At 68.3% G+C, this 20,333-nt stretch carries 19 protein-coding genes and 1 pseudogene; 1 reads left to right on the plus strand and 19 read right to left on the minus strand.

Annotated elements, in window-relative coordinates; all coding sequences use genetic code 11:
- Nucleotides 1-106: 106 nt before the first annotated feature.
- From H1343_RS00085 to H1343_RS00110, 6 genes are all read right to left on the minus strand, one after another.
- Nucleotides 107-433: a hypothetical protein gene (locus H1343_RS00085; protein WP_185983983.1), complete on the minus strand. Its 327-nt coding sequence runs from the start codon at nt 431-433 to the stop codon at nt 107-109.
- Nucleotides 434-512: 79 nt separating this feature from the next.
- Nucleotides 513-1,697 carry a winged helix-turn-helix domain-containing protein gene (locus H1343_RS00090; protein ID WP_185983984.1) on the minus strand — a complete coding sequence of 395 codons (1,185 nt, stop codon included), beginning with the start codon at nt 1,695-1,697 and terminating at the stop codon, nt 513-515.
- Between the two features lie 70 nt (nt 1,698-1,767).
- Nucleotides 1,768-3,915, minus strand: coding sequence for a polyribonucleotide nucleotidyltransferase (gene pnp, locus H1343_RS00095; protein ID WP_185983985.1), 2,148 nt, complete (start codon nt 3,913-3,915; stop codon nt 1,768-1,770).
- Nucleotides 3,916-4,216: 301 nt separating this feature from the next.
- Complete coding sequence (rpsO, locus tag H1343_RS00100; protein ID WP_185983986.1) at nt 4,217-4,486, minus strand: 30S ribosomal protein S15; 270 nt, start codon at nt 4,484-4,486, stop codon at nt 4,217-4,219.
- Nucleotides 4,487-4,650: 164 nt separating this feature from the next.
- Nucleotides 4,651-5,598 carry an alpha/beta hydrolase gene (locus H1343_RS00105; protein WP_185983987.1) on the minus strand — a complete coding sequence of 316 codons (948 nt, stop codon included), beginning with the start codon at nt 5,596-5,598 and terminating at the stop codon, nt 4,651-4,653.
- Between the two features lie 106 nt (nt 5,599-5,704).
- Entirely contained in the window at nt 5,705-6,484 is a 780-nt protein-coding gene (locus tag H1343_RS00110; protein ID WP_185983988.1) for a DUF4394 domain-containing protein, read from the minus strand.
- A 222-nt stretch (nt 6,485-6,706) separates the two neighbouring features.
- Here H1343_RS00110 and H1343_RS00115 point away from each other — a divergent pair, with 222 nt between their 5' ends.
- On the plus strand, nt 6,707-7,285 hold the full coding sequence (locus tag H1343_RS00115) for an NADPH-dependent FMN reductase (protein ID WP_185983989.1): 579 nt from the start codon (nt 6,707-6,709) through the stop codon (nt 7,283-7,285).
- A 24-nt stretch (nt 7,286-7,309) separates the two neighbouring features.
- On the opposite strand, the gene truB is transcribed toward H1343_RS00115, so the two are convergent.
- From truB to lnt, 13 genes and pseudogenes are all read right to left on the minus strand, one after another.
- On the minus strand, nt 7,310-8,296 hold the full coding sequence (gene truB, locus H1343_RS00120; RefSeq protein ID WP_185983990.1) for a tRNA pseudouridine(55) synthase TruB: 987 nt from the start codon (nt 8,294-8,296) through the stop codon (nt 7,310-7,312).
- Nucleotides 8,296-8,715 carry a 30S ribosome-binding factor RbfA gene (gene rbfA / locus H1343_RS00125; protein WP_185983991.1) on the minus strand — a complete coding sequence of 140 codons (420 nt, stop codon included), beginning with the start codon at nt 8,713-8,715 and terminating at the stop codon, nt 8,296-8,298. Before rbfA ends, truB begins: the two co-directional genes overlap by 1 nt.
- The gene (locus H1343_RS00130) at nt 8,712-9,044 is read right to left on the minus strand and encodes a hypothetical protein (RefSeq protein ID WP_185983992.1); all 333 of its coding nucleotides are present in this window, start codon (nt 9,042-9,044) and stop codon (nt 8,712-8,714) included. The genes rbfA and H1343_RS00130 overlap by 4 nt, the downstream gene beginning before the upstream one ends.
- A 295-nt stretch (nt 9,045-9,339) precedes the next feature.
- Nucleotides 9,340-11,961 carry a translation initiation factor IF-2 gene (gene infB / locus H1343_RS00135; RefSeq protein WP_343048916.1) on the minus strand — a complete coding sequence of 874 codons (2,622 nt, stop codon included), beginning with the start codon at nt 11,959-11,961 and terminating at the stop codon, nt 9,340-9,342.
- Between the two features lie 198 nt (nt 11,962-12,159).
- A pseudogene (locus H1343_RS17155) lies at nt 12,160-12,453 on the minus strand (translation initiation factor IF-2 associated domain-containing protein); the annotation flags it as partial.
- Nucleotides 12,454-13,218: an RNA-binding protein gene (locus H1343_RS00140; protein WP_246333177.1), complete on the minus strand. Its 765-nt coding sequence runs from the start codon at nt 13,216-13,218 to the stop codon at nt 12,454-12,456. It abuts the pseudogene before it with no gap.
- Between the two features lie 31 nt (nt 13,219-13,249).
- Nucleotides 13,250-14,851, minus strand: coding sequence for a transcription termination factor NusA (gene nusA / locus H1343_RS00145; RefSeq protein WP_185983994.1), 1,602 nt, complete (start codon nt 14,849-14,851; stop codon nt 13,250-13,252).
- Between the two features lie 89 nt (nt 14,852-14,940).
- The gene (gene rimP, locus H1343_RS00150) at nt 14,941-15,510 is read right to left on the minus strand and encodes a ribosome maturation factor RimP (RefSeq protein ID WP_185985385.1); all 570 of its coding nucleotides are present in this window, start codon (nt 15,508-15,510) and stop codon (nt 14,941-14,943) included.
- 204 nt (nt 15,511-15,714) lie between these two features.
- On the minus strand, nt 15,715-15,921 hold the full coding sequence (locus H1343_RS00155) for a hypothetical protein (protein ID WP_185983995.1): 207 nt from the start codon (nt 15,919-15,921) through the stop codon (nt 15,715-15,717).
- A 75-nt stretch (nt 15,922-15,996) separates the two neighbouring features.
- Nucleotides 15,997-16,728, minus strand: a complete 732-nt coding sequence (trmB, locus tag H1343_RS00160; protein ID WP_425484668.1) for a tRNA (guanine(46)-N(7))-methyltransferase TrmB — start codon at nt 16,726-16,728, stop codon at nt 15,997-15,999.
- Nucleotides 16,728-17,936, minus strand: coding sequence for a methionine adenosyltransferase (gene metK / locus H1343_RS00165; RefSeq protein WP_185983996.1), 1,209 nt, complete (start codon nt 17,934-17,936; stop codon nt 16,728-16,730). Before metK ends, trmB begins: the two co-directional genes overlap by 1 nt.
- A 177-nt stretch (nt 17,937-18,113) precedes the next feature.
- Nucleotides 18,114-18,527, minus strand: a complete 414-nt coding sequence (locus tag H1343_RS00170; RefSeq protein ID WP_210270052.1) for a helix-turn-helix domain-containing protein — start codon at nt 18,525-18,527, stop codon at nt 18,114-18,116.
- A 90-nt stretch (nt 18,528-18,617) separates the two neighbouring features.
- Nucleotides 18,618-20,216: an apolipoprotein N-acyltransferase gene (gene lnt / locus H1343_RS00175; protein ID WP_185983998.1), complete on the minus strand. Its 1,599-nt coding sequence runs from the start codon at nt 20,214-20,216 to the stop codon at nt 18,618-18,620.
- Nucleotides 20,217-20,333: the final 117 nt, after the last annotated feature.

The raw sequence follows: 20,333 nt of genomic DNA on the forward strand, positions 1-20,333 counted from the left end.
TCCTTTGAAAACGGTCGCGCGCGGCGGTCTCTGCCGTCGATGGCGCGCGATGAAACGGGCCCGCGACCTCCTCGAGAGACGCGGGTATTCGATCGTGTAGCCGTTTTCAGGATCGGGGCGGCGGGTCGATAGCACCGACGCCAATGCCGCGACCCACGTGCGAGAGCGCGGCGTAGACCACGGGCTCGCAGGCGGCGCGCGGCGTCATCGCCGTTTTCTGGGCCTCGATCACCTTCACGTGGCAGGGGGCGTCCGCTGCGGCGAGCGCGCGCAGCGCCGCCAGAGCGTCGTCCGGCGCGCAGGCGAGCAACACCGTCTGCGAGGGGCATGGAGGCTCGCCATCGCGCAACTGCGCCTGCGCCTGCGCCTGCGCCGGCCAGCACAAGCCGGCGGCGAAGAGGAGGAGCAGGGCAAGGCGCGAGAGAAGCCGCATGGGGTCTGGCAATAAGGCGAGGGACGCCGAACCGCAAGACTCAACCAGATGACGCCCTCGTCCCGGCGTGCGGAAGGGATCAGGCGTCGAGACCTTCATGATCCACGCGGGTCGGGCCTTCGATCGTGCTCAGCCCCAACCAGCCACGCATGCGCTCGAGTTCGCCGTCCAGCGCTTCGCGCGTGCCGTCGAGCGCGTCCGGCTCCAGATGGATCGCCTTCACGCTCAGACATCCGGTCGCCCTGTCCGCCTTGAGATCGACGCGCGCGACGAGCCGGTCGCCGAGAAGGAAGGGCAGCACGTAGTAGCCATGCTGGCGCAGATGCGCCGGCACATAAATCTCGATCCGGTAGCGGAAGCCGAAGAGGCGCTCGGCGCGGGCGCGCTCCCAGACGAGCGGATCGAAGGGCGCCAGAAGCGCGGTCGCCTCGATCCGGCGCGGCAGGCGAGCCTCGCGATGCAGAAAGGCCGCCGGCCAGCCGGGTACGGCGATGGGCTCCAGCGTACCCTCCTCGACGAGTTCCGAGACGGCCCGCCGCGTCTCGGGGATGCCGAGCCGGAAATAGTCGCGCAGTTCGGGCTTGGTCGCGATGCCCAGCGCACGGGCGGAACGCTCCACGAGCGCGCGGTGGGCATCGGCCTCGCTCGGGCTTGGCCGGTCGAGGATCGCGGCGGGGATCACGCGCTCGGTGAGGTCGTAGACGCGTTCGAACGAGTTGCGGCGCGTCTTCGTCGTCACGAAGCCGGCGTAGAACAGCCATTCCAGCGCGACCTTCGCCTCGCTCCACTCCCACCAGCCCGGACGCCCGGAGCCGAGATCCGAGGCCGCCATTGGTCCTTCGTTGCGCAGCCGGTCGAGGATCGCCATCGCTTCGCCGCGCCGCTCGCCCGCGAACACGCGCATCGACCGGTAGCCGGCTTCCCCGCGCTCGGCGCGCGCCATGCGCCAGCGCAAGGCCGGCTGGAGATCGAGCGGCAAGAGCGAGGCTTCGTGCGCCCAGTATTCGAAGAGGCGCCGCTCGCCCGGACGCCCCCAGGCGGCGCGCTCCAGGAGCGTGCGGTCATAGGCGCCGAGCCGCGAGAAGGCCGGCAGATAGTGCGCGCGGGCGAGGACGTTGACGCTGTCGATCTGGTGCAGCCCGAGCCGCGCGATGGTGCGGGCGAGATGGCCGCGATCGACGTTGGCCGGGCGCGCCGTGCCGAAGCCCTGCGCAGCGAGAGCGACCCGCCGCGCTAGAGCGGGGCCCATCGTGCGATCCGTCATGCCGATCCCTCCTGACGAAAAAGGGCGAGCCTTGCGGCCCGCCCCTCATACTTCCTGGAAGACGTCCGGCTCAGGCCGCGTCGTCTTCCTCTTCGTTGCGAGGAGCCTTCTTGATCTCCTCGCCGGTCTCCTGGTCGACGACCTTCATCGACAGACGGACCTTGCCGCGCTCGTCGAAGCCCATCAGCTTGACCCAGACCTTCTGGCCTTCCTTGACGACGTCCTGCGTCTTCTGGACGCGGTCGGCGGCGAGCTGCGAGATGTGGACGAGGCCGTCCTTGGAGCCGAAGAAGTTCACAAAGGCGCCGAACTCGACGCACTTCACGACGGTGCCCTCGTAGATCTCGCCGACTTCCGGCTCGGCCACGATCGAGTGGATCCACTTCCTGGCCGCCTCGATCTCCTTGCCGGAGGAGGAGGCGATCTTCACGGTGCCGTCATCCTCGATGTTGATCTTGGCGCCGGTCTTCTCGACGATCTCGCGGATGATCTTGCCGCCGGAGCCGATCACGTCACGGATCTTGTCGGTCGGGATCTGCATGACCTCGATGCGCGGGGCGAACTCGCCGAGTTCGGCACGCGCTTCGCCGAGCGACTTGTTCATCTCGGTCAGGATGTGCTCGCGGCCGCCCTTGGCCTGATCGAGGGCGATCTTCATGATCTCCTCGGTGATGCCCTGGATCTTGATGTCCATCTGGAGCGAGGTGATGCCCTCGTTCGTGCCGGCCACCTTGAAGTCCATGTCGCCGAGGTGGTCCTCGTCGCCGAGGATGTCGGACAGGACGGCGAAGCGCTCACCCTCGAGGATGAGGCCCATGGCGATGCCGGCCACCGGGCGCGCCAGCGGAACGCCGGCGTCCATCAGCGCAAGCGAGGTGCCGCAGACGGTCGCCATCGAGGACGAACCGTTGGACTCGGTGACTTCCGAGACGGCACGGATCGTGTACGGGAACTGTTCCTTGGCGGGCAGCATCGGGCGGATGGCGCGCCAGGCGAGCTTGCCGTGGCCGATCTCGCGGCGGCCGGGCGAGCCCATGCGGCCCGTCTCGCCGACCGAGTAGGGCGGGAAGTTGTAGTGAAGGAGGAAGGTCTCCTTGTAGGTGCCGGTCAGGGCGTCGACGAATTGCTCGTCCTCGCCGGTGCCAAGCGTGGCGACGACCAGGGCCTGCGTCTCACCGCGCGTGAACAGCGCCGAGCCGTGGGTGCGCGGCAGGAGGCCGGCCTCGGCCACGATCGGGCGGACCTTGTCGAGCTCGCGGCCGTCGATGCGGCTCTTGGTGTCGAGGATGTTCCAGCGAACGATCTTGGCCTGGAGCTCCTTGAAGACCGAGCCGACCTCTTCCTTGGAGTACTTCGTCTCCTCCGTGCCTTCCGGCAGGAAGTGCGCGACGACCTTCGCCTTGACCGCGTCGACGGCGTTGTAGCGGGCCATCTTGTCGGTGTTCTTGTAGGCCTCGCGCAGCTCGCTCTCGGCGATCTGGAGCATCTCGCCCTCGAGCGCCGAATGGTCGGGCACCGAATGGTCGCGCGGCTCCTTGGCGGCATGCTCGGCGAGCTTGATGATCGCGTCGATCACCGGCTGGAAGCCCTTGTGTCCGAACATGACGGCGCCGAGCATCGTCGCCTCGTCGAGCTCCTGCGCCTCGGACTCGACCATCAGGACGGCGTCCTGCGTGCCGGCGACGACGAGGTCGAGCTTGGACTCGGGCATCTCGTCGACATGCGGGTTCAGCTTGTATTCGCCGTTGATGTAGCCGACGCGCGCGCCGCCGATCGGGCCCATGAAGGGCACGCCGGAAAGTGTCAGAGCGGCCGAGACGGCGACCATCGCGACCACGTCCGGATCGTTCTCGAGGTCATGCTGGAGAACGGTCGCGACGACCTGCGTGTCGTTCTTGTAGCCTTCGGCGAAGAGCGGGCGGATCGGGCGGTCGATGAGGCGGGAGACCAGCGTCTCCTTCTCGGACGGACGGCCCTCGCGCTTGAAGAAGCCGCCGGGGATCTTGCCGGCTGCGAAGGTCTTTTCCTGGTAGTTGACCGTCAGGGGGAAGAAGTCGAAGCCGGCCTTCGGCTGCTTCTGCGAGACGACGGTGGCGAGGACGACGGTCTCGCCGTAGGTGGCGAGGACGGCGCCGTCGGCCTGGCGGGCGATCTTGCCCGTCTCCAGGGTCAGCGGACGGCCCGCCCAGTCGATCTCGACGCGATGGGTGTTGAACATGAGACTTGCCTTTTTCTGCCGCGCCCCACGATGGCGGGAACGGCGGCGTTCGGTTCCAGAACGCGCACGGGCAAGACGGCCTGAGGCTTCGATGCGAGACCTTGCATTCGGTCTCGCGGCACGGTGCGCGGATCGATTCCGATCCTTTCGCAAGCGCGGCCGGGAAGCATCCGGCAATCCTGCCCCGTGAGCGTCGGCTCTGCGGCGGGGACGTCCCTTGCCGCGGGGTTCGGCGCCCGCGTCGATCGCGGGGGCCATAGAGAAACGGCGGGGCGCTGGAGGGCGTCCCGCCGTGAACTGTTTAGCGGCGCAGGCCGAGACGGCCGATCAGGGCCGTGTAACGCTCTTCCTCGCGATCCTTCAGATAGTCGAGGAGGCGGCGACGCTGCGAAACCATCTTCAGAAGGCCACGACGCGAGTGGTTGTCCTTCTTGTGGCCCTTAAAATGCTCGGTCAGGTTCGAGATGCGCTCGGAGAGCAGCGCGACCTGGACTTCGGGCGAACCGGTGTCGCCTTCCTTGGTCGCGTATTCCTTGAGGAGCTCGGCCTTGCGCTCGGGCGTGATCGACATCGTGTCCCCTTTCTTGAATGTGGAGGGTTCGGTCGCCCAAAGCCGGGATGTCGTCCAGCGCGGGCCATGGAAAAGCGCCCTTCGCTGCGGAACCGCAGGAGGGCGACGGCCGGGATATAGCCGATCGCGCAACCGATTACCAGTGGCGCCGCCGGGCCGGCCCCTCAACGCAGCCGATGCAGGAATTCGGTCATCGCTGCCATCAGATCGTCGCAGGCGTCGATGCGCGCGCCCATCTGGAAGAAGGCGTGGATCATCGCGGGATAGGCAAGGTGCGTGACGGACACGCCGGCCTCCACGAGGCGCCGGGCATAGGCCTCGCCTTCGTCGCGCAGAGGGTCGTGGCCGCAGGTCACGAAGAAGGCCGGCGGCAGACCTTCAAGGTCGGGCGCCAGAAGCGGCGACGCGCGCGGATCGGTGCGGTCGACCTCGTCGGGAATGTGACAGCCGGCCTCGTAGGCGAGCGAGGCGCGTGTCATGATCTGCCCCTCGTTTTCCACGAGCGACGGCCAGCCGCGATCGGTGCGCATGTCGGTGTTCGGGTAGAGGATCACCTGCCCGGCGAGCGTCGACCCCTCGTCGCGAGCAAGCCGCGCCGCCACTGCCGCGAAGGCGCCGCCGATCGAATCCCCGCCGACGACGATGCACGCGGTGTCGAACCCCTCACCCGCCCCGGCTTCGGCGAGCCCGCGCAATGCGTCCACGCAATCCTCCAGCGGGCGCGGAAAGGGATGCTCGGGCGCGAGCGCGTAGCCGACCGAGGCGACGGCCCAGCCGCTTCGCGAGGCCAGCGCCGCGAGCGGGGCGCGATGCGTCCCGATCGAGCCGGCGATCGCGCCGCCGCCGTGGAACCAGACGATCAGCGGCAGCACATCGCCGCTTGCCGGTCGACAGATCTCCACCGGGATAGGCCCGCAGCGACCGGCGATCGTTATCGCGCGAATATCGATCTCCGGTACCGGCGCCGAGAAGCGCTGCAGTGAATTCGTGTCCGCGCGCGCGCGGGCAAGCTTTTCGGTAGCATCGCGCGGCTCGGGTCGCCCCTCGCCCGCTTCTGCGATCTCGCGCAGGATTTCGGCGGCCTGCGCGTCGAGCGGTTCGTGTCGGGTCATCGGCTTCCTTTCGCGGCGCAACAACGGGTGGCCCGCCGAAAGGATGCCGTGCACGAAAAGGGCCGGCGCGCGCCGGCCCCCGAACCATCGTCACCGATTGGGCGAATTACATCGCCGGCATCACCGCGATGTCGCGCAGATCACCGTCGAGGCCGGCGATTTCGCCGACTTCCGTGGCCGCGCCAGTCTCGAGATCGACGGTGTAGAGCATGCCGCCGGTCGCGAGATAGGCGGTGTTCATGTCCACCTCGGTCGCCTCGATGTCGAAGGCGTGCGTGGCGCCGCCGTCGATGCCGAGTTCGCCGATCGTCGCCAGCGTGCCGTCGTTCGGCGCGGTCTGCTGCAGGAGCGCGCCGAGCCCCGCGTCCAGATCGTACATCGCAGTCGCCTCGGGCGAGCCGACCGAATTGGTGTAGGCGACCGCGACGATGTCGGACGTGGCGTCGGCGTTGGCGTCACCCTCCGTCCAGTTGAGCTCGCCGTCGGTCGTCACCTCGCCATTGTCCACGTTCACGCGCAGATTGGTGGTGCCGGACACGATGCGCAGGCGGTCCGCGACGGGGTTGAAGTCGACGGCGACCGAGTCGGCCATCGGAACCTCGGTGTTCAACGTGGAGACCTCGGTCGTCTCTCCGGTCTCGGGATCGACGGTGACGATCGTGTTGGCGGAGGTGACACCGTAGATCATCCCGTCGGCCGGGCGCACGTCGATGCCGTAGAGCCTCTCGACGCCGGACACCTCCATCGTGGCGGTGACGGCCGGGTTCTCTGTGTCGAACATGACGAGCGTCGCCTCGTCGACCAGCCCGACGACGGGCGCTGCGAAGGCAAAGCTCGTGGAAGCTGCGAGGGCTGCGGCGGTGGTTCCGATCCTGGTGAAGGTCATCCGTCTCAATCCTTGTTCCGGTTGGCACCTCGGGAGGATTCCCGAAATTCGTTCCGGGTCAGATACGAGTGGCTTTCGCGGCCGGATGCATAACCGTCGCGTCATCGAGCACCGAACGTCACCACCCCGACGACGCTGCTTCACCCATCCAGCGCCTTGCGGCGGTGCAACAGAGGATTAAGTTCGCCGGACTTACTTCATCGCCAGAAGGTGCCCAACATCATGAAGACCATCGCCGTTGTCGTCGGCAGCCTGCGCAAGGGCTCGCTCAGCATGAAGCTCGCCAAGGCGATGGAGGCGCAGGCCGAGGGCCGCTTCGTCTTCCGCTATGTCGAGCTCGCTGACCTGCCGATGTACAACGAAGACCTATGGGAGAATGTGCCGGCCTCCGTAACGGCGCTGAAGAGCGCTGTCGAAAGCGCGGACGCCGTCCTGTTCGTCACGCCGGAATACAACCGGTCGATCCCGCCGGTGGTGAAGAACGCGATCGACTGGGGCTCGCGGCCCTACGGCAAGAGTTCGTGGAACGGCAAGCCGGGCGGTGTCATCGGCATGAGCCCCGGCGCCATCGGCGCGGCGACGGCCATCGCGCATCTGCGCTCGGTCCTCGTCACGCTCGACGTGGTGCTGATGGGCCAGCCCGAGGTCTATTTCTCTTATCGGCCCGATACGCTGGACGCGGACGGCCGCTTCGCATCGCCGGACACGGCAGCCTTCTTCGAGACCTATCTCAAGCGCTTCGACACCTGGATCGCACGCACAATGCAGCCGAAGGCCGACACGCAGCCCGACAACGACTGACGCGAAGATCTGCGAGGCGTGGCTTCAGCCCCGCCCGCCGAAGACCCGCTTGGGGTGGAAGGCCCCCTCCTCCACCGAGCCGATGGCGACCAGCCGTCCACGACCGGTGGCGAAAGCCTCCTCGCAGAAGGCCGGCGCATCGCGGCCGCGCAGAAGCACCGGGTTGCCGGATCGCACGCGCCCTGCCTGGTCCTCGGAGAGAGAGACCTCGTAGAGATCGCCGAGCGCGGTCGCGGGATCGAGGAGGATGTCGTCGAGCGGGCCGAACTCGACGACGCGCGCGGTCGAGCCCGCCTCGACAGCCGCCTCGTCCAGCGTCTCGCGTCCCTCGTCGGCCGCCGCTTCCAGATCCTCCAGCGTGATCAGGTCGTCCTCGTCGAAACCGCCGACCGCGATGCGTCGCAGGTCGATCACGTGGCCGAAGCAGCCGAGATCGCGGCCGAGGTCGCGCGCGATGGCGCGCACATAGGTGCCCTTTCCGCATTCGGCTTCGAAGACCGTCGTCTCGCCGTCCGGCATGTCGACGATCTGGAGCCGATGCACCTCGACGGTGCGCGCTGCGATTTCCACAGCCTCGCCGCCACGGGCGATGTCGTAGGCGCGTTCGCCGTCGATCTTGATCGCCGAGAACTGCGGCGGCACCTGGCTGATCGCGCCGGTGTAATCGGGCAGCAGCGCCTCGATCGCGGCACGCGCGGGACGCGTGTCGGAGGCGTTCGTCACCGGCCCCTCGGTGTCGTCGGTCGTCGTCTCCGCGCCCCAGCGCACGGCGAAGCGGTAGACCTTGCGCCCGTCCATCACGTAGGGGACCGTCTTCGTCGCATCACCGAGCGCGATCGGCAGCATGCCGGAGGCCAGCGGGTCGAGCGTACCGGCATGGCCCGCCTTCTGGGCGAAGTAGAGCCACTTGATCTTGGCCACGGCCTGCGTGGAGCCCATGCCCTTCGGCTTGTCGAAGATTACCCAGCCCGAGACCGGGCGGCCTTTCGGCCTGCGGTTGCCGCGCGCCATCAGCCCCGGCCCTCCTCGTCCTCGTCGCCAAGGTCGCGGGCGACCTCCGGCGAGCGCAGCAGCGCATCGATGCGGGCGTAATTGTCGAAACTTTCGTCCTGGCGGAACCGGATTTCGGGCATGTACTTCATCTGGCGTAGGGCGGGGCCGAGGCGCCCGCGGAGAAACCTGGCGTGGCGGTTCAGCGCCTCGACGTAGGGCTGGACGTCGTCCTGCCCGAGCACCGAGATGTAGGCCGTGGCGAGCTTGAGGTCGGGCGACATGCGCACCTCGGTCACCGAGACGACGGCGCCCTCGATCAACGGGTCGCCCCGGATCTCGCCGCGCTGCAAGGTCTCGGTCAGCGCGTGGCGCACCTTCTCGCCCACGGAGAGCTGACGCTGGGAGGGGCCGCTCGCGCGGCCTTGGGTCTTCTTCATACGGTGTCCGTCTTGGGGTCGCTCGCCGTGGCCGGCTTCAGTGTGCGCTCGCGCGTCATGCGGGGCCGGGTGCGCGGGGCACGCCCGTACCAGCCTTCCAGCACGTTGTCGAAGTCTTTCCGTTCGGCCTCGTCGAAGGCGTTATTCGTGATCGAAGTCGCCGGCGCGGTGGAGAACTTGAGGTGGCCGTCAGGACGATCGACGGCAGGGTGGCCGTCGAAGGTCGGCGTGCGGGTCTCGTCCAGAACGGGCGCGCCGTCGCTCGTCCGCGCCGCCGGCCCGTGCGTCCGTGGCGCATGTCGCCCGTCCCGCGTCTCGATGTCCGTCATCGCCTCGCGCCTCTCCTCGATGTGCAGGCGAACGTCTTCGATGCTCGCCGGCCCACACAAGCCTCGCCTCGGGAGAATGATCGCGCGGCGTCTTCCGATCCACAGGAGCGGGTGTTCGGGGCGCTGTCCACGAAGAGCGCTGCCGGATAGGCGAAGCGCTCGACCGTGTCGCCATGATAGTCTCGCGGCTCCAGCCGATAGACGAAGCGCATGGGCGGGCGACCTCTCCCTCAGGAAACGAGACGGCGCCCGCCCCGAGGGGCGGACGCCGCATGTTCGATCCTCGTGGCTTGCGTCAGAGCGTGCGCGCGACGTGTTCGACGCGGAAGCACTCGATGACGTCGCCCTGGCGGATGTCGTCGTAGTTCTGGAAGGCCATGCCGCACTCCTGGCCGCCCGGCACCTCGGCCACTTCGTCCTTGAAGCGCTTGAGCGTCTTGAGCGTGCCCTCGTGGATGACGACGCCGTCGCGGATGAGGCGCACGCCAGCACCGCGCTCGACCTTGCCTTCCGTGACACGGCAGCCCGCGACCTTGCCGACCTTGGTGATGTGGAAGACCTCGAGGATCTCCGCATTGCCGAGGAAGGTCTCGCGACGCTCCGGCGAAAGGAGACCCGACATCGCCGCTTTCACGTCGTCCACGAGGTCGTAGATGACGTTGTAGTAGCGGATCTCGATGCCCGACTGGTCGGCTGCCTGACGCGCCTGCGTGTTGGCACGCACGTTGAAGCCGATGATCGCAGCGTTCGAGGTCTGGGCGAGCTGGACGTCGGATTCGGTGATGGCACCGGCGCCCGAATGGACGATGCGCGCCTGCACCTCTTCCGTGCCCAGCTTCTCCAGCGCGACCGAGATCGCCTCGACCGAGCCCTGCACGTCGCCCTTGATGACGAGGGGGAAGGTCTTAAGGCCCGAGTCCTGAAGCTGGCTCATCATCTGCTCGAGCGAGCCGCGCTGACCGGCCGACTTGGCCACCGCCTTCTCGCGGGCTAGCCGCTGGCGGTAGTCCGCGATCTCGCGGGCCTGCGCCTCGTCGCGCACCACGGCGAAGCGGTCGCCGGCACCCGGCGTGCCCTGCATGCCGAGAACCTCGACGGGCATGGACGGGCCGGCGGTCTTCAGCTGCTTGCCCTTGTCGTCGACGAGGGCGCGCACGCGGCCCCACTGATCGCCGGCCACCACGATGTCACCGGTCTTGAGCGTGCCGGCCTGCACGAGCACGCTCGCCACCGGGCCGCGGCCCTTGTCGAGCTTGGCCTCGATCACGACGCCCTCGGCCGTGCGGTCGGGATCGGCCTTCAGGTCGAGGATCTCGGCCTGCAGGATGATCGCCTCCAGCAGCTTGTCGAGATTGGTGCCGTTCTTGGCCGACACCTCGACGTCGAGCACTTCGCCGCCCATCGATTCGACGAACACTTCGTGCTGCAGCAGCCCGGTGCGGACCTTGGATGCGTCCGCGCCCGGCTTGTCGATCTTGTTGATCGCCACGATGATCGGAACGCCGGCCGCCTTGGCATGGCTGATCGATTCGATCGTCTGCGGCATCACCGAATCGTCCGCCGCCACCACGAGGATCGCGATGTCGGTCGCCTGCGCGCCGCGGGCACGCATCGCGGTGAAGGCGGCGTGGCCCGGCGTATCGATGAAGGTGATCGGCTGGCCGTCCTGCTCGATCTGGTAGGCGCCGATATGCTGCGTGATGCCGCCGGCCTCGCCGGAGACGACGTTGGTCTTGCGCAGCGCATCGAGGAGCGAGGTCTTGCCGTGGTCGACATGGCCCATGATCGTCACGACCGGCGGACGCGAGATCATCTTCTCCGGATCGTCGGCGACGTCGAACATGCCTTCCTCGACGTCGGACGCGGCAACACGCTTGACCATGTGGCCGAACTCGGCCGCGATCAGCTCGGCGAGATCGGCCTCGATCACGTCGCCCGGCTTCATCATCTGGCCCTGGGCCATAAGGTACTTGATGACGTCGACGGCTCGCTCCGACATGCGGTTGGCGAGTTCCTGGATGGTGATGGTCTCGGGTAGAATCACTTCGCGGGCAATCTTCTCGCGTGGCTGGCTCTGCTGCGAGCGCTTGAACTTCTCCTGACGCCTGCGCATCGAGGAGAGCGAACGGCCGCGCGCATCGTCGTCCGACAGGGCGCGGTCGAGGTTGACGCGGCCGGCACGACGGTCGGCATCGCCGCGTCCGCGCGTCGGCTTGGCGGCCTCCGCCGTGCGCGCGCCGGGACGGCGGGCGCGGTCGTCCTCGTCCGCCTTGGAGCGGGCGCGTCCGTCGAGCGAGCGACCGGCCGGGCGAAGGCCGAGATCGTCGGCCGGCGGCGGCGGGCCGGGAATGACGTTGGCGCCGGCGCCGGCCGGGCCACGGGAGGTCGGACGGGCCTGCGCGCGACGCTGCGCATCCTCCTCGGCCTTCTTGCGGGCAGCCGCCTCCATCTCGAGACGCGCGGCCTCCTCGGCCTGACGGCGCTCGGATTCCTCACGCTCGGCGCGGCGGCGTTCGTCCTCGGCGATGCGCCGGGCCTCTTCCTCCTGGAACAGGCGGCGATCCTCGACCTCACGCTGGCGTGCAAGCTCGAGCGCGCGGCGACGCGCGTCCATTTCCTTCGACGACAGGTCCGATAGGACCGCGCCGCGCGGCTGGCGGGCACCGGGAGCCGGAGAGCGCTGCGGAGCGCCGCCCGGACGGTTGCCGGCCGGAGCACCGGGACGCGAGGACTGGCCGGGGCGATTGCCGACGGGCGCTCCGGGGCGGGCGCCGGGCGCGGGGCGCGCCGGAGTTGCGGGCGATGCGGGGCGGGCGGTTGCGGCGGGCGCAGCCGGACGCGCCGGAGCGGGCGCGGCCGCTGCCACGGGCGCGGCAGGCGCTTCCTTCACAGGGGCGGTCTCGGCCTTCGCCTCTATGGGCGCTGGCGCGGAAGACGGTGCAGGAGCCGGGGCAGCCGCGGGCTCACTCTTCGCCGGAGCGGCCTCGGCGGCCTTCGCCTCGGCAGCGGCGGCCTCCTCCTTTGCGCGCGTCTCGGCGGCGCGTGTGGCTTCCGCCTCGCGCTCGGCCGCAGCCTTCGCCTCGGCGGCGGCGGCCTCTTCCCGCGCGCGGGCCTCTGCGGCCTCGGCCTCGGCGGCTTCCTGCGCCCTCACGTTGGCGAGCGCCTGCGCCTGGGCTGGCGTCAGGGACGGACGCGGACCGAGCCCGGCCGCGACCGAGCCGGAAGCCGCAGCGGGGCCTTCCGGCTTGTTGATCCGGCGCTTCTTCGTCTCGACGACGACGCTGTTGGAGCGCCCGTGCGAGAAGTTCTGCCGCACCGTCGACTGCGAGACGCCGCCGGGCTTGATCGACAGCGTCTTCTTCGGCTGAACGCTCAGCGTCTTGTCGTCGCCCGATTTCGTATCGCTCATCTACGCTTCCACTTCCTGCCCGGGGATCGTCCCGAGCCTTTGGTCCGTGCGGGGCGCTCCGTTTGCGGCGCCCCCGTCAATGTCGTTCGATTCCGCCTGCTCGCGGCCGGCATCCGCCGTCCGCTCCGCCTGCGCGGGGTCATCGCCCCGATAGACCGCCAGCGCCTCCAGCCGAGACAGGAGCGCCGAACCCGCATTTCCGGCAAGGACGGCGGCATGTACCACATTCACCCCGCCCAAGGCCAAACCCAATTCGTCCGCGGTGAACGGACGATGCACCGGAATGGCTCCCGCCTTGCCCGCGACGATCGCGGCATGGCGGGCACCCTCCATCTTGCGCCGACCGTCCGGCGCCGCGTCGCTGGCCTGCAGCAGCGCCAACGCGCGCCCCGAGCGAAGCTCGGCATCGACCTTCGCGGCGCCGCTGACGAGCTGGCCCGCCTTGCGCGCGAGACCGAGCGCCCCGAGCGCGGAACGTGCCAGAAGCGCGTCCACGTCGCCGGCCAGGTCCGGCCGCGCCGCGCCGGCGCCCTTGAAGGCCCGCCGGAAGAGGTTGCGCTTGACCGCCGCCTCCACCGCCTCGCGCCGCGCCTCGACATGGGCGCCGCGCCCGGGCAGCTTGCGCCTGATATCGGGGACGACCGCACCGTCCGGCCCGACGACGAAGCGGATCAGGCGCTCGGCGGGAAGGCTCTGGCGCGAGACGATGCACATGCGCCCGTTCAAGCCGTCCTCCTCCCAGTCGTCATCGCGCGGTGAGCCCAAGCCTCGATCGCTCCTTGCCTCTGCGGCGCCCTCAGAGCGCCTCGCTCGCCTCGGCCTCTTCCACTTCGGCCGTGGCCGCGAGATCCTGCTCGCTCACCCAGCCGGCCTGAATGCGGGCCTGCATAATCATCGCCTCGGCGTCCTGGCGGCTGACCTCGAACTCCGAGAGCGCGCCCGGATAACGCTTGGTCTCGCCATCCTTGCGCTCGGTCCAGCCGACGAGATCGTCCGCCGCGCAGCCCGCGAAATCTTCCAGCGTCTTCACGCCGTCCTCGCCGAGGGCGACGAGCATCGGCGTCGTCAGCCCGTCGATGCCGCGCAGTGCGTCGTCGACGCCCAGTTCCTTGCGGCGGGCATCCAACTCGGCCTCGCGGCGCTCCAGATACTCGCGGGCGCGGGACTGGATCTCGCCAGCCGTGTCCTCGTCGAAGCCCTCGATCGATGCCACTTCGTCGGCATCGACATAGGCGACTTCCTCGACGCTCGAAAAACCTTCCGAGGCGAGGAGCTGGCCAACCATCTCATCGACGTTGAGCGCGTCCATGAAGAGGCCCGAGCGCTCGACGAATTCCTTCTGGCGGCGGGAGGACTCCTCCTCCTCGGTCAGGATGTCGATGTCCCAGCCCGTCAGTTGCGAGGCAAGGCGCACATTCTGCCCGCGGCGGCCGATCGCAAGTGAAAGCTGGTCATCGGGCACCACGACTTCAATACGCTCGGCATCCTCGTCGAGGACGACCTTGGCCACTTCCGCCGGCTGAAGGGCGTTGACCAGGAAGGAAGCCGCGTCCGGCGACCAGGGGATGATGTCGATCTTCTCGCCCTGGAGTTCGCCGACGACGGCCTGCACGCGCGAGCCGCGCATGCCGACGCACGCGCCAACCGGGTCGACCGACGAGTCGCGGGAGACGACGGCGATCTTGGCGCGCGAGCCCGGATCGCGGGCCACGGCCTTGATCTCGATGATGCCGTCGTAGATTTCCGGCACTTCCATCGTGAACAGGCGCGCCATGAACTGCGGATGCGTGCGCGACAGGAAGATCTGCGGTCCGCGCTGCTCGCGGCGAACGTCGTAGACGAAGGCGCGCACGCGGTCTCCGTAGCGGAAAAGCTCGCGCGGGATCTGCTCGTCGCGGCGGATGATGCCCTCGCCCTTGCCGAGATCGACGATGACGTTGCCGTACTCGACGCGCTTGACGGTGCCGTTGACGATCTCGCCGACGCGATCCTTGTACTCGTCATACTGCTTGTCGCGCTCGGCCTCGCGCACCTTCTGCACGATGACCTGCTTGGCCGACTGGGCGGCGATGCGACCGAAATCCATCGGCGGAAGCTGCTCGGCGATGAAGTCGCCCGGCTCGGCGTCGGGGTTCTTGTCGCGGGCGAGATCGAGATAGATCTGTGTCGCCGGGTCCTCGACGTCCTCGACCACCTCGAGAAGACGCTGGAGCTTCATCTCGCCTGTCTTCTGGTTGATGTCGACGCGGATGTTGGTCTCCTGGCCGTAGCGCGAGCGCGCCGCCTTCTGGATCGCGTCGGCCATGGCGGCGATCACGATCTCGCGGTCGATCGACTTCTCGCGCGCGACCGCATCCGCGATCTGCAACAGTTCAAGCCGGTTCGCACTGACTGCCATTGTCTTCGTCTCCTGGTGGAGGGCTTCACGCCCCATCCGCCTTCAGGCCTCAAGCACCCGCCCTTTCGCGAGCCGCTCGGCCGCCATGATCAGTGGCGCGTCTCCGCGCCGGTCTCGTCGTCGTCGCCCTCGCCCGCAGGCTCGCCGCGCCCCTTGCGCGCGGCCTTGTCGGCTTTCAGCGAGGCGGCGATCAGATCGTCGGTCAGGATCAGCCGGGCTTCGCCGACCGCGTCGAACGGAATCTCGACCGAAGGCGCCTCGCCGTAGGCGGCGCCGTCGCGGTCGAGCCTGAAGCCGGCCTCGCCGACCTCCACTATGCGGCCGCGGAAGCGCTTGCGCGCATCGATCATGCGGCTCGTCTCGAGCTTCATCAGATGGCCCGCCCACAGCTCGAAGTCCGAGCGCCGCACGAGCGGGCGGTCGATGCCGGGCGAGGACACTTCGAGGTGATAGGCGCCGTCGAGCGGATCAGCCACGTCGAGTTCAGGCGAAATACCGCGCGACACCGCCTCGCAATCCTCGACGCTCATCGTGCCGTCCGGCCGTTCGGCCATGATCTGCACGGTCATGCCGTTGAGGCCGGAGATGCGCACACGCACGAGACGGTAGCCGAGCTGTTCGATCACCGGCTCGACGATGGCGGCGATCCGGGCCTCCATCCCCTGTTCGATGACGATGCGTTCGGACGTTTCGTTCACGTAGGCTCCCGCGTATCGGAATGATCGTGGAGCCGTCGGCTCCCACCTTGCGAGATGGTGGTTGGGCGATCGCCCTAACAAAAAAGAGCGGGACCGGCGGGACCCACTCTCACGACCACATCGCTAGAGAATATGCAGTGCTTCTACACCCGCGCGGGTGCCAGATCAACCCTCGCCGCGCTTGGCCCGGGCCATTGCCCTCCGCTCCGCGTTGGCCGCCCGCGCCATCGCATGGAACAGGCTGGCGACCACCAGCCACGATGTCGTACCGAAGACGAGGACTGACAAGAGGAAGCCGCGGTCCAGCGGTGTAAGCTCGCGACGACTTGCCGTCACGGCCGGGCCGCGTACGCCGACGGCAAGAGCGGCCATCGATGATCTGTCGAGCGCGTTGGCGAGAAGCTTGATGGCTCGTTGTGAACGAGAGTGGACACCGGCGCGGCCATCTCAGCGCCTTGTGAACGTCAGGTACACGCCGCGCCGTCCTTCGCGATGGGCCTTGGCCTCGTAGCGTGTGCCGGGCCAGCCCTCATAGGGCGTCGTCCACGTCTCGGAGCCCCCCTGCGGCGGGGAGAAATGCGGATGCCGGGCGCAATGGTCGAGCGTCCAGGACACGTAACTGTCGATGTCGGAGGCGAAGCGGAAGCGTGAGCCGGGCTTCAGGACCCGCGAAAAGCGCGACAGGTTCTTCTGCGACACGAAACGCCGCTTCCAGTGCTTCGATTTCGGCCAGGGGTCCGGGTAGAAGAGATCGATGCCGTCGAGCGATGCTTCCGGCAGCCAGTCGAGAAGCTTCGTCGCGTCGTCGTCGTAGAGGCGCAGATTGGGTCGCGGCTCGGCGTCCAGCGCGACCAGCATCTTCGCCATGCCGTTGACGAAGGGCTCAACGCCGATGAAGCCGGCGGTGGGCAGGCGCCCGCTCTCCAGGTGCAGGTGCTCGCCGCCGCCGAAGCCGATCTCGAGGCGCACGGCCTCGACGGGTACGGGGAAGAGATCCGTCAAGGCCGCAGCTGTCGGCGGCGCGCCGATGGGGTCGACGCGCCGGGCCGGCAGGCTGTCGCGGAAGAGCCGCGCCTGCGCCGGGCTGAGGGGCTTGCCCTTGTGGCGCCCGAAAAACGCCTCGCGCGAGCGCGCCGGCCATTGCGGCGCGCTCGCGATTTTCTCGTCCTGCGGCTCGATCACGCCTTCAGCGCAGCCTTCAGCTTCGGCGCCAGGTCCGTCTTTTCCCAGGAGAACGAGCCGTCCCGACCCGGCTTGCGGCCGAAATGGCCGTAGGCCGCAGTCTTGGCGTAGATCGGTTTCGAGAGCTGGAGATGCTCGCGGATGCCGCGCGGCGTCAGGCTGACGAGCTCGCGGATGGCCTTCTCGACAGCCGCCTCATCCACCTCGCCGGTGTCGTGAAGGTCGACATAGATCGAGACGGGCTCGGCGACGCCGATCGCATAGGCGAGCTGGATCGTGCAGCGGTCAGCGATGCCGGACGCGACGACGTTCTTGGCGAGATAGCGCGCCGCGTAGGCTGCCGAACGGTCGACCTTCGTCGGGTCCTTGCCCGAGAAGGCACCGCCGCCGTGCGGGGCCGCGCCGCCATAGGTGTCGACGATGATCTTACGGCCGGTCAGCCCGGCGTCGCCGTCCGGCCCGCCGATCACGAACTTGCCGGTCGGGTTGACGTGCCACACGCAGTTCTCGGCGATCGGCATGCCGTTTACCGCTTCGCGCACGAAAGGCTCCACGATCACGCGCACGTCCTCCGAGCTCAGAGTTTCGTCGACATGCTGGGTGGACAGGACGATCGAGGCGATCTCTGACGGCTTGCCGTCCTTGTAGCGCACCGTGACCTGGCTCTTGGCATCGGGGCCGAGCTTGACGGCATCGCCCTCGGCGCCGCGGCGCGCCTCGGACAGGCGCTCGAGGATCTTGTGGGCGTAGAAGATCGGCGCCGGCATCAGCTCAGGCGTATCACGGCAGGCATAGCCGAACATGATGCCCTGGTCGCCAGCGCCTTCGCTCGCCTTGTTGCCTGCGTCGACGCCCATCGCGATGTCGGCGGACTGGGCGTGCAGAAGCACGTCGATGCGCGCGGTCTTCCAGTGGAAGCCGTCCTGCTCGTAGCCGATCGCCTTCACGGCGCGGCGAGCGGCCGCCTTCACCTTGGAACGGATCTGGCGCTCGTCCAGCGAGCAGCGCACCTCGCCGGCGATCACGATGCGGTTGGTGGTGGCGAGCGTCTCGCACGCGATGCGCAGATCGCCGAGATCCATGCCGGCCTTCTTGGCCTCTTTAAAGAAGAGATCCACGACCTCGTCGGAGATTCGGTCGCAGATCTTGTCCGGATGACCCTCGGAAACGCTTTCGGAAGTGAACAGATAGTCGCTGCGCTGCATCGTATAGGGCCTTTCGGACCGCTCACCGTCGGATATTGCATCCGCCGGTCTCAAGGAGACGTTGCCCGCGCCGGGTCGGCGCGACGAAATGAAGATGCCTTTGTGGAAAGACGCAGAGGGTTTGCTTTCATGCACCTGCAAGGTCAAGCAAAATCCATCCGCACGAGGGTAAAGTCTTCAGCCGTTGAACCTGGCGATCGCGGCGACCAGATCGGCCACGGCGCTTCGCACCTGCGCGTCCTTGATGAGGGCGAAGGATTGGACCAGGCGCAGGATGTCGTCGTCGCCTTGCGGCGCGCCTTCCAGCGCTGGCTGGCCCTCCTCTTCGCCAAAACCCGCGAGCGCCATCCCCCCGCCATCGTGGAAGCCGTCGAGGAAGTAGCCAGGCGTCACGCGCAGCGCGCGGCTGATCGAGAAAAGCCGGCCAACCGACATGCGGTTGGCGCCCTTCTCGTATTTCTGCACCTGCTGGAAGGTGATCCCGAGATGCCCGCCGAGCGTTTCCTGACTCATGCCGATCTCGCGGCGGCGCTGCTGCACGCGTGCTGCGACATATTCGTCGATCGGCTCGGGTTTCTTGGTGTTGCTCATCCGGCCCTCGGTCATCCCACGAAGGGTTCGCCGATCCCTTCTATCCTTCATCATGTAGATGACTTGGGTATGCCGCAGAGATGCTGGGGGTCAATGCATTGCGCGGGATAATCTCCATCTTTCCCGAAAGGCGACCGCGAAGCCGAGCACGAGAATGAGCGCGAAAGGGAGATTGCCCACGCGCGAGAACGCCGTTCCGGGCAGCGGGGCAGGCAGAGCCGAGGCGACGACGCCCTCCTGGTTGAGCCCGAGCCCGGCGATCTCGCGCCCGCGTGCGTCGGTGACGACGGAGACGCCGGTGTTGGCCGCGCGCACGAGAGGCAGGCCGTGGGCGATCGCACTCGCCTGCGCGCTGCGCAGGTGCTGGTAGGGGCCGGGCGTCGCGCCGTACCACGCATCGTTGGTGACGTTGAGGATGAAGCCGGGGCGCTCGGCGGGATCGTCGGGAAGCGAGATCTCGTCCTGGAAGATGATCTCGTAGCAGATCAGCGCGAGGAAGGAGACACCGTCCGCGAGGCGCACCGGTTCGCGCGTCGCACCGGCCGAGAACCCGCCGGGGAGCTGCGTCAGCTGGGTTATGCCCATCGATTCCAGCCGATCCTGGAAGGGCAGATACTCGCCGAAGGGCACGAGATGCACCTTGTCGCGGGCATCGACGATCGTGCCCTCCTCATCGATCACCAGAACGGAGTTGTAGTAGCGCCGGTCCGGGTCCTCGCGCGGGCCCTCGGCGCGCGCCGCGCCGGCCAGCAAAGTCTCGCCCGGCTCCAATGCGGCGGCGATGCGCGCGAGCCCCTCGGGACTGTCGGTCAGGATGAAGGGCACGGAGGATTCGGGCCAGACGACCAGCGTCTCGCCCGGCCCCTCGCCGCGCCCGCGGCCGGACAGATCGAGAAGCGTCGCGAAGATGCGCTCGGCCTCGGCCGCGTCCCATTTCTGCGACTGCAAGATGTTCGGCTGCACGATACGAAGGGCTACGCCCTCGACCGGCGCCGGCGTCCCGCGCGAAAGCGCGAGCGCGCCGTAGCCGAGATGGGCAACGGTCAGGAGCGCCGCCGTGGCGAGCGTCAGCGGCCGCAGAGCGGGGCTTCCCACGATCAGCGCAGGCGCGGCGAAGACGAGGACGGCCGCGAAGGTCAGCCCGTGGACACCGACGACCGCCAGCGACTGCATCATCATCGGCACGGGCGCGACCATCAGGCCGATCTCGTTCCACGAGAAGCCCGTCAGAAGGAAGCCGCGCAGATATTCGGCAAGCGCGAAGGAGCCGGCGAGCGCGAAGACGCGCCCGCCGCCCTCGCTCCACAGGCTGCGTGCGAGCGCGGCGGCAAGGGCGTGATAGAGCGCAAGGACCGCCGGCAGTCCGAAGACGGCGAAGGGCAATGCCCACCAGAAGGTGGCAACGTCGACGAGCATCGCCGCTCCGAGCCACCAGAGCCCGCCGACGAAATAGCCGAAGCCGAAGCACCAGCCGACGCGGAAGGCGGGCCAGAGCCGTCCGAGGGTTCCGCGCGAAGGCTCGCCCACCGCTCCATCCAAGAGCCAGACGAGAACGGGGAAGGCGAGGAAGCCGGCGAACGGCAGGTCGAAGGGCGCGAGCGCAAGCGTCGCCACCGCGCCGGCGAGAAAGGCGACGAGCCCCCGCCGCCAGCCTTCCAGGAGGATGATCGTACCTGCAATCCGCTGCATGGGCCCCCGCCGCCGTCGATCGAACTCACGCGGAAGGGCGCTCGCGATCCTCCCCCCCCCCTACAGCATCGGTCCGCAAAGCTGAATCGGTTTCGGGACGTGCCGTCCCCAGGCGAC

The organism is Aureimonas mangrovi, assembly GCF_014058705.1.
Classification (GTDB): domain Bacteria; phylum Pseudomonadota; class Alphaproteobacteria; order Rhizobiales; family Rhizobiaceae; genus Aureimonas; species Aureimonas mangrovi.

What these genes read in the sequence shown, in the direction of transcription:
- H1343_RS00085 (WP_185983983.1), bottom strand. Translation starts at nt 433, where the DNA reads ATGCGGCTTCTCTCGCGCCTTGCCCTGCTCCTCCTCTTCGCCGCCGGC.
- H1343_RS00090 (WP_185983984.1), bottom strand. Translation starts at nt 1,697, where the DNA reads ATGACGGATCGCACGATGGGCCCCGCTCTAGCGCGGCGGGTCGCTCTC.
- pnp (WP_185983985.1), bottom strand. Translation starts at nt 3,915, where the DNA reads ATGTTCAACACCCATCGCGTCGAGATCGACTGGGCGGGCCGTCCGCTG.
- rpsO (WP_185983986.1), bottom strand. Translation starts at nt 4,486, where the DNA reads ATGTCGATCACGCCCGAGCGCAAGGCCGAGCTCCTCAAGGAATACGCG.
- H1343_RS00105 (WP_185983987.1), bottom strand. Translation starts at nt 5,598, where the DNA reads ATGACCCGACACGAACCGCTCGACGCGCAGGCCGCCGAAATCCTGCGC.
- H1343_RS00110 (WP_185983988.1), bottom strand. Translation starts at nt 6,484, where the DNA reads ATGACCTTCACCAGGATCGGAACCACCGCCGCAGCCCTCGCAGCTTCC.
- H1343_RS00115 (WP_185983989.1), top strand. Translation starts at nt 6,707, where the DNA reads ATGAAGACCATCGCCGTTGTCGTCGGCAGCCTGCGCAAGGGCTCGCTC.
- truB (WP_185983990.1), bottom strand. Translation starts at nt 8,296, where the DNA reads ATGGCGCGCGGCAACCGCAGGCCGAAAGGCCGCCCGGTCTCGGGCTGG.
- rbfA (WP_185983991.1), bottom strand. Translation starts at nt 8,715, where the DNA reads ATGAAGAAGACCCAAGGCCGCGCGAGCGGCCCCTCCCAGCGTCAGCTC.
- H1343_RS00130 (WP_185983992.1), bottom strand. Translation starts at nt 9,044, where the DNA reads ATGACGGACATCGAGACGCGGGACGGGCGACATGCGCCACGGACGCAC.
- nusA (WP_185983994.1), bottom strand. Translation starts at nt 14,851, where the DNA reads ATGGCAGTCAGTGCGAACCGGCTTGAACTGTTGCAGATCGCGGATGCG.
- rimP (WP_185985385.1), bottom strand. Translation starts at nt 15,510, where the DNA reads ATGGAGGCCCGGATCGCCGCCATCGTCGAGCCGGTGATCGAACAGCTC.
- H1343_RS00155 (WP_185983995.1), bottom strand. Translation starts at nt 15,921, where the DNA reads ATGGCCGCTCTTGCCGTCGGCGTACGCGGCCCGGCCGTGACGGCAAGT.
- metK (WP_185983996.1), bottom strand. Translation starts at nt 17,936, where the DNA reads ATGCAGCGCAGCGACTATCTGTTCACTTCCGAAAGCGTTTCCGAGGGT.
- H1343_RS00170 (WP_210270052.1), bottom strand. Translation starts at nt 18,527, where the DNA reads ATGAGCAACACCAAGAAACCCGAGCCGATCGACGAATATGTCGCAGCA.
- lnt (WP_185983998.1), bottom strand. Translation starts at nt 20,216, where the DNA reads ATGCAGCGGATTGCAGGTACGATCATCCTCCTGGAAGGCTGGCGGCGG.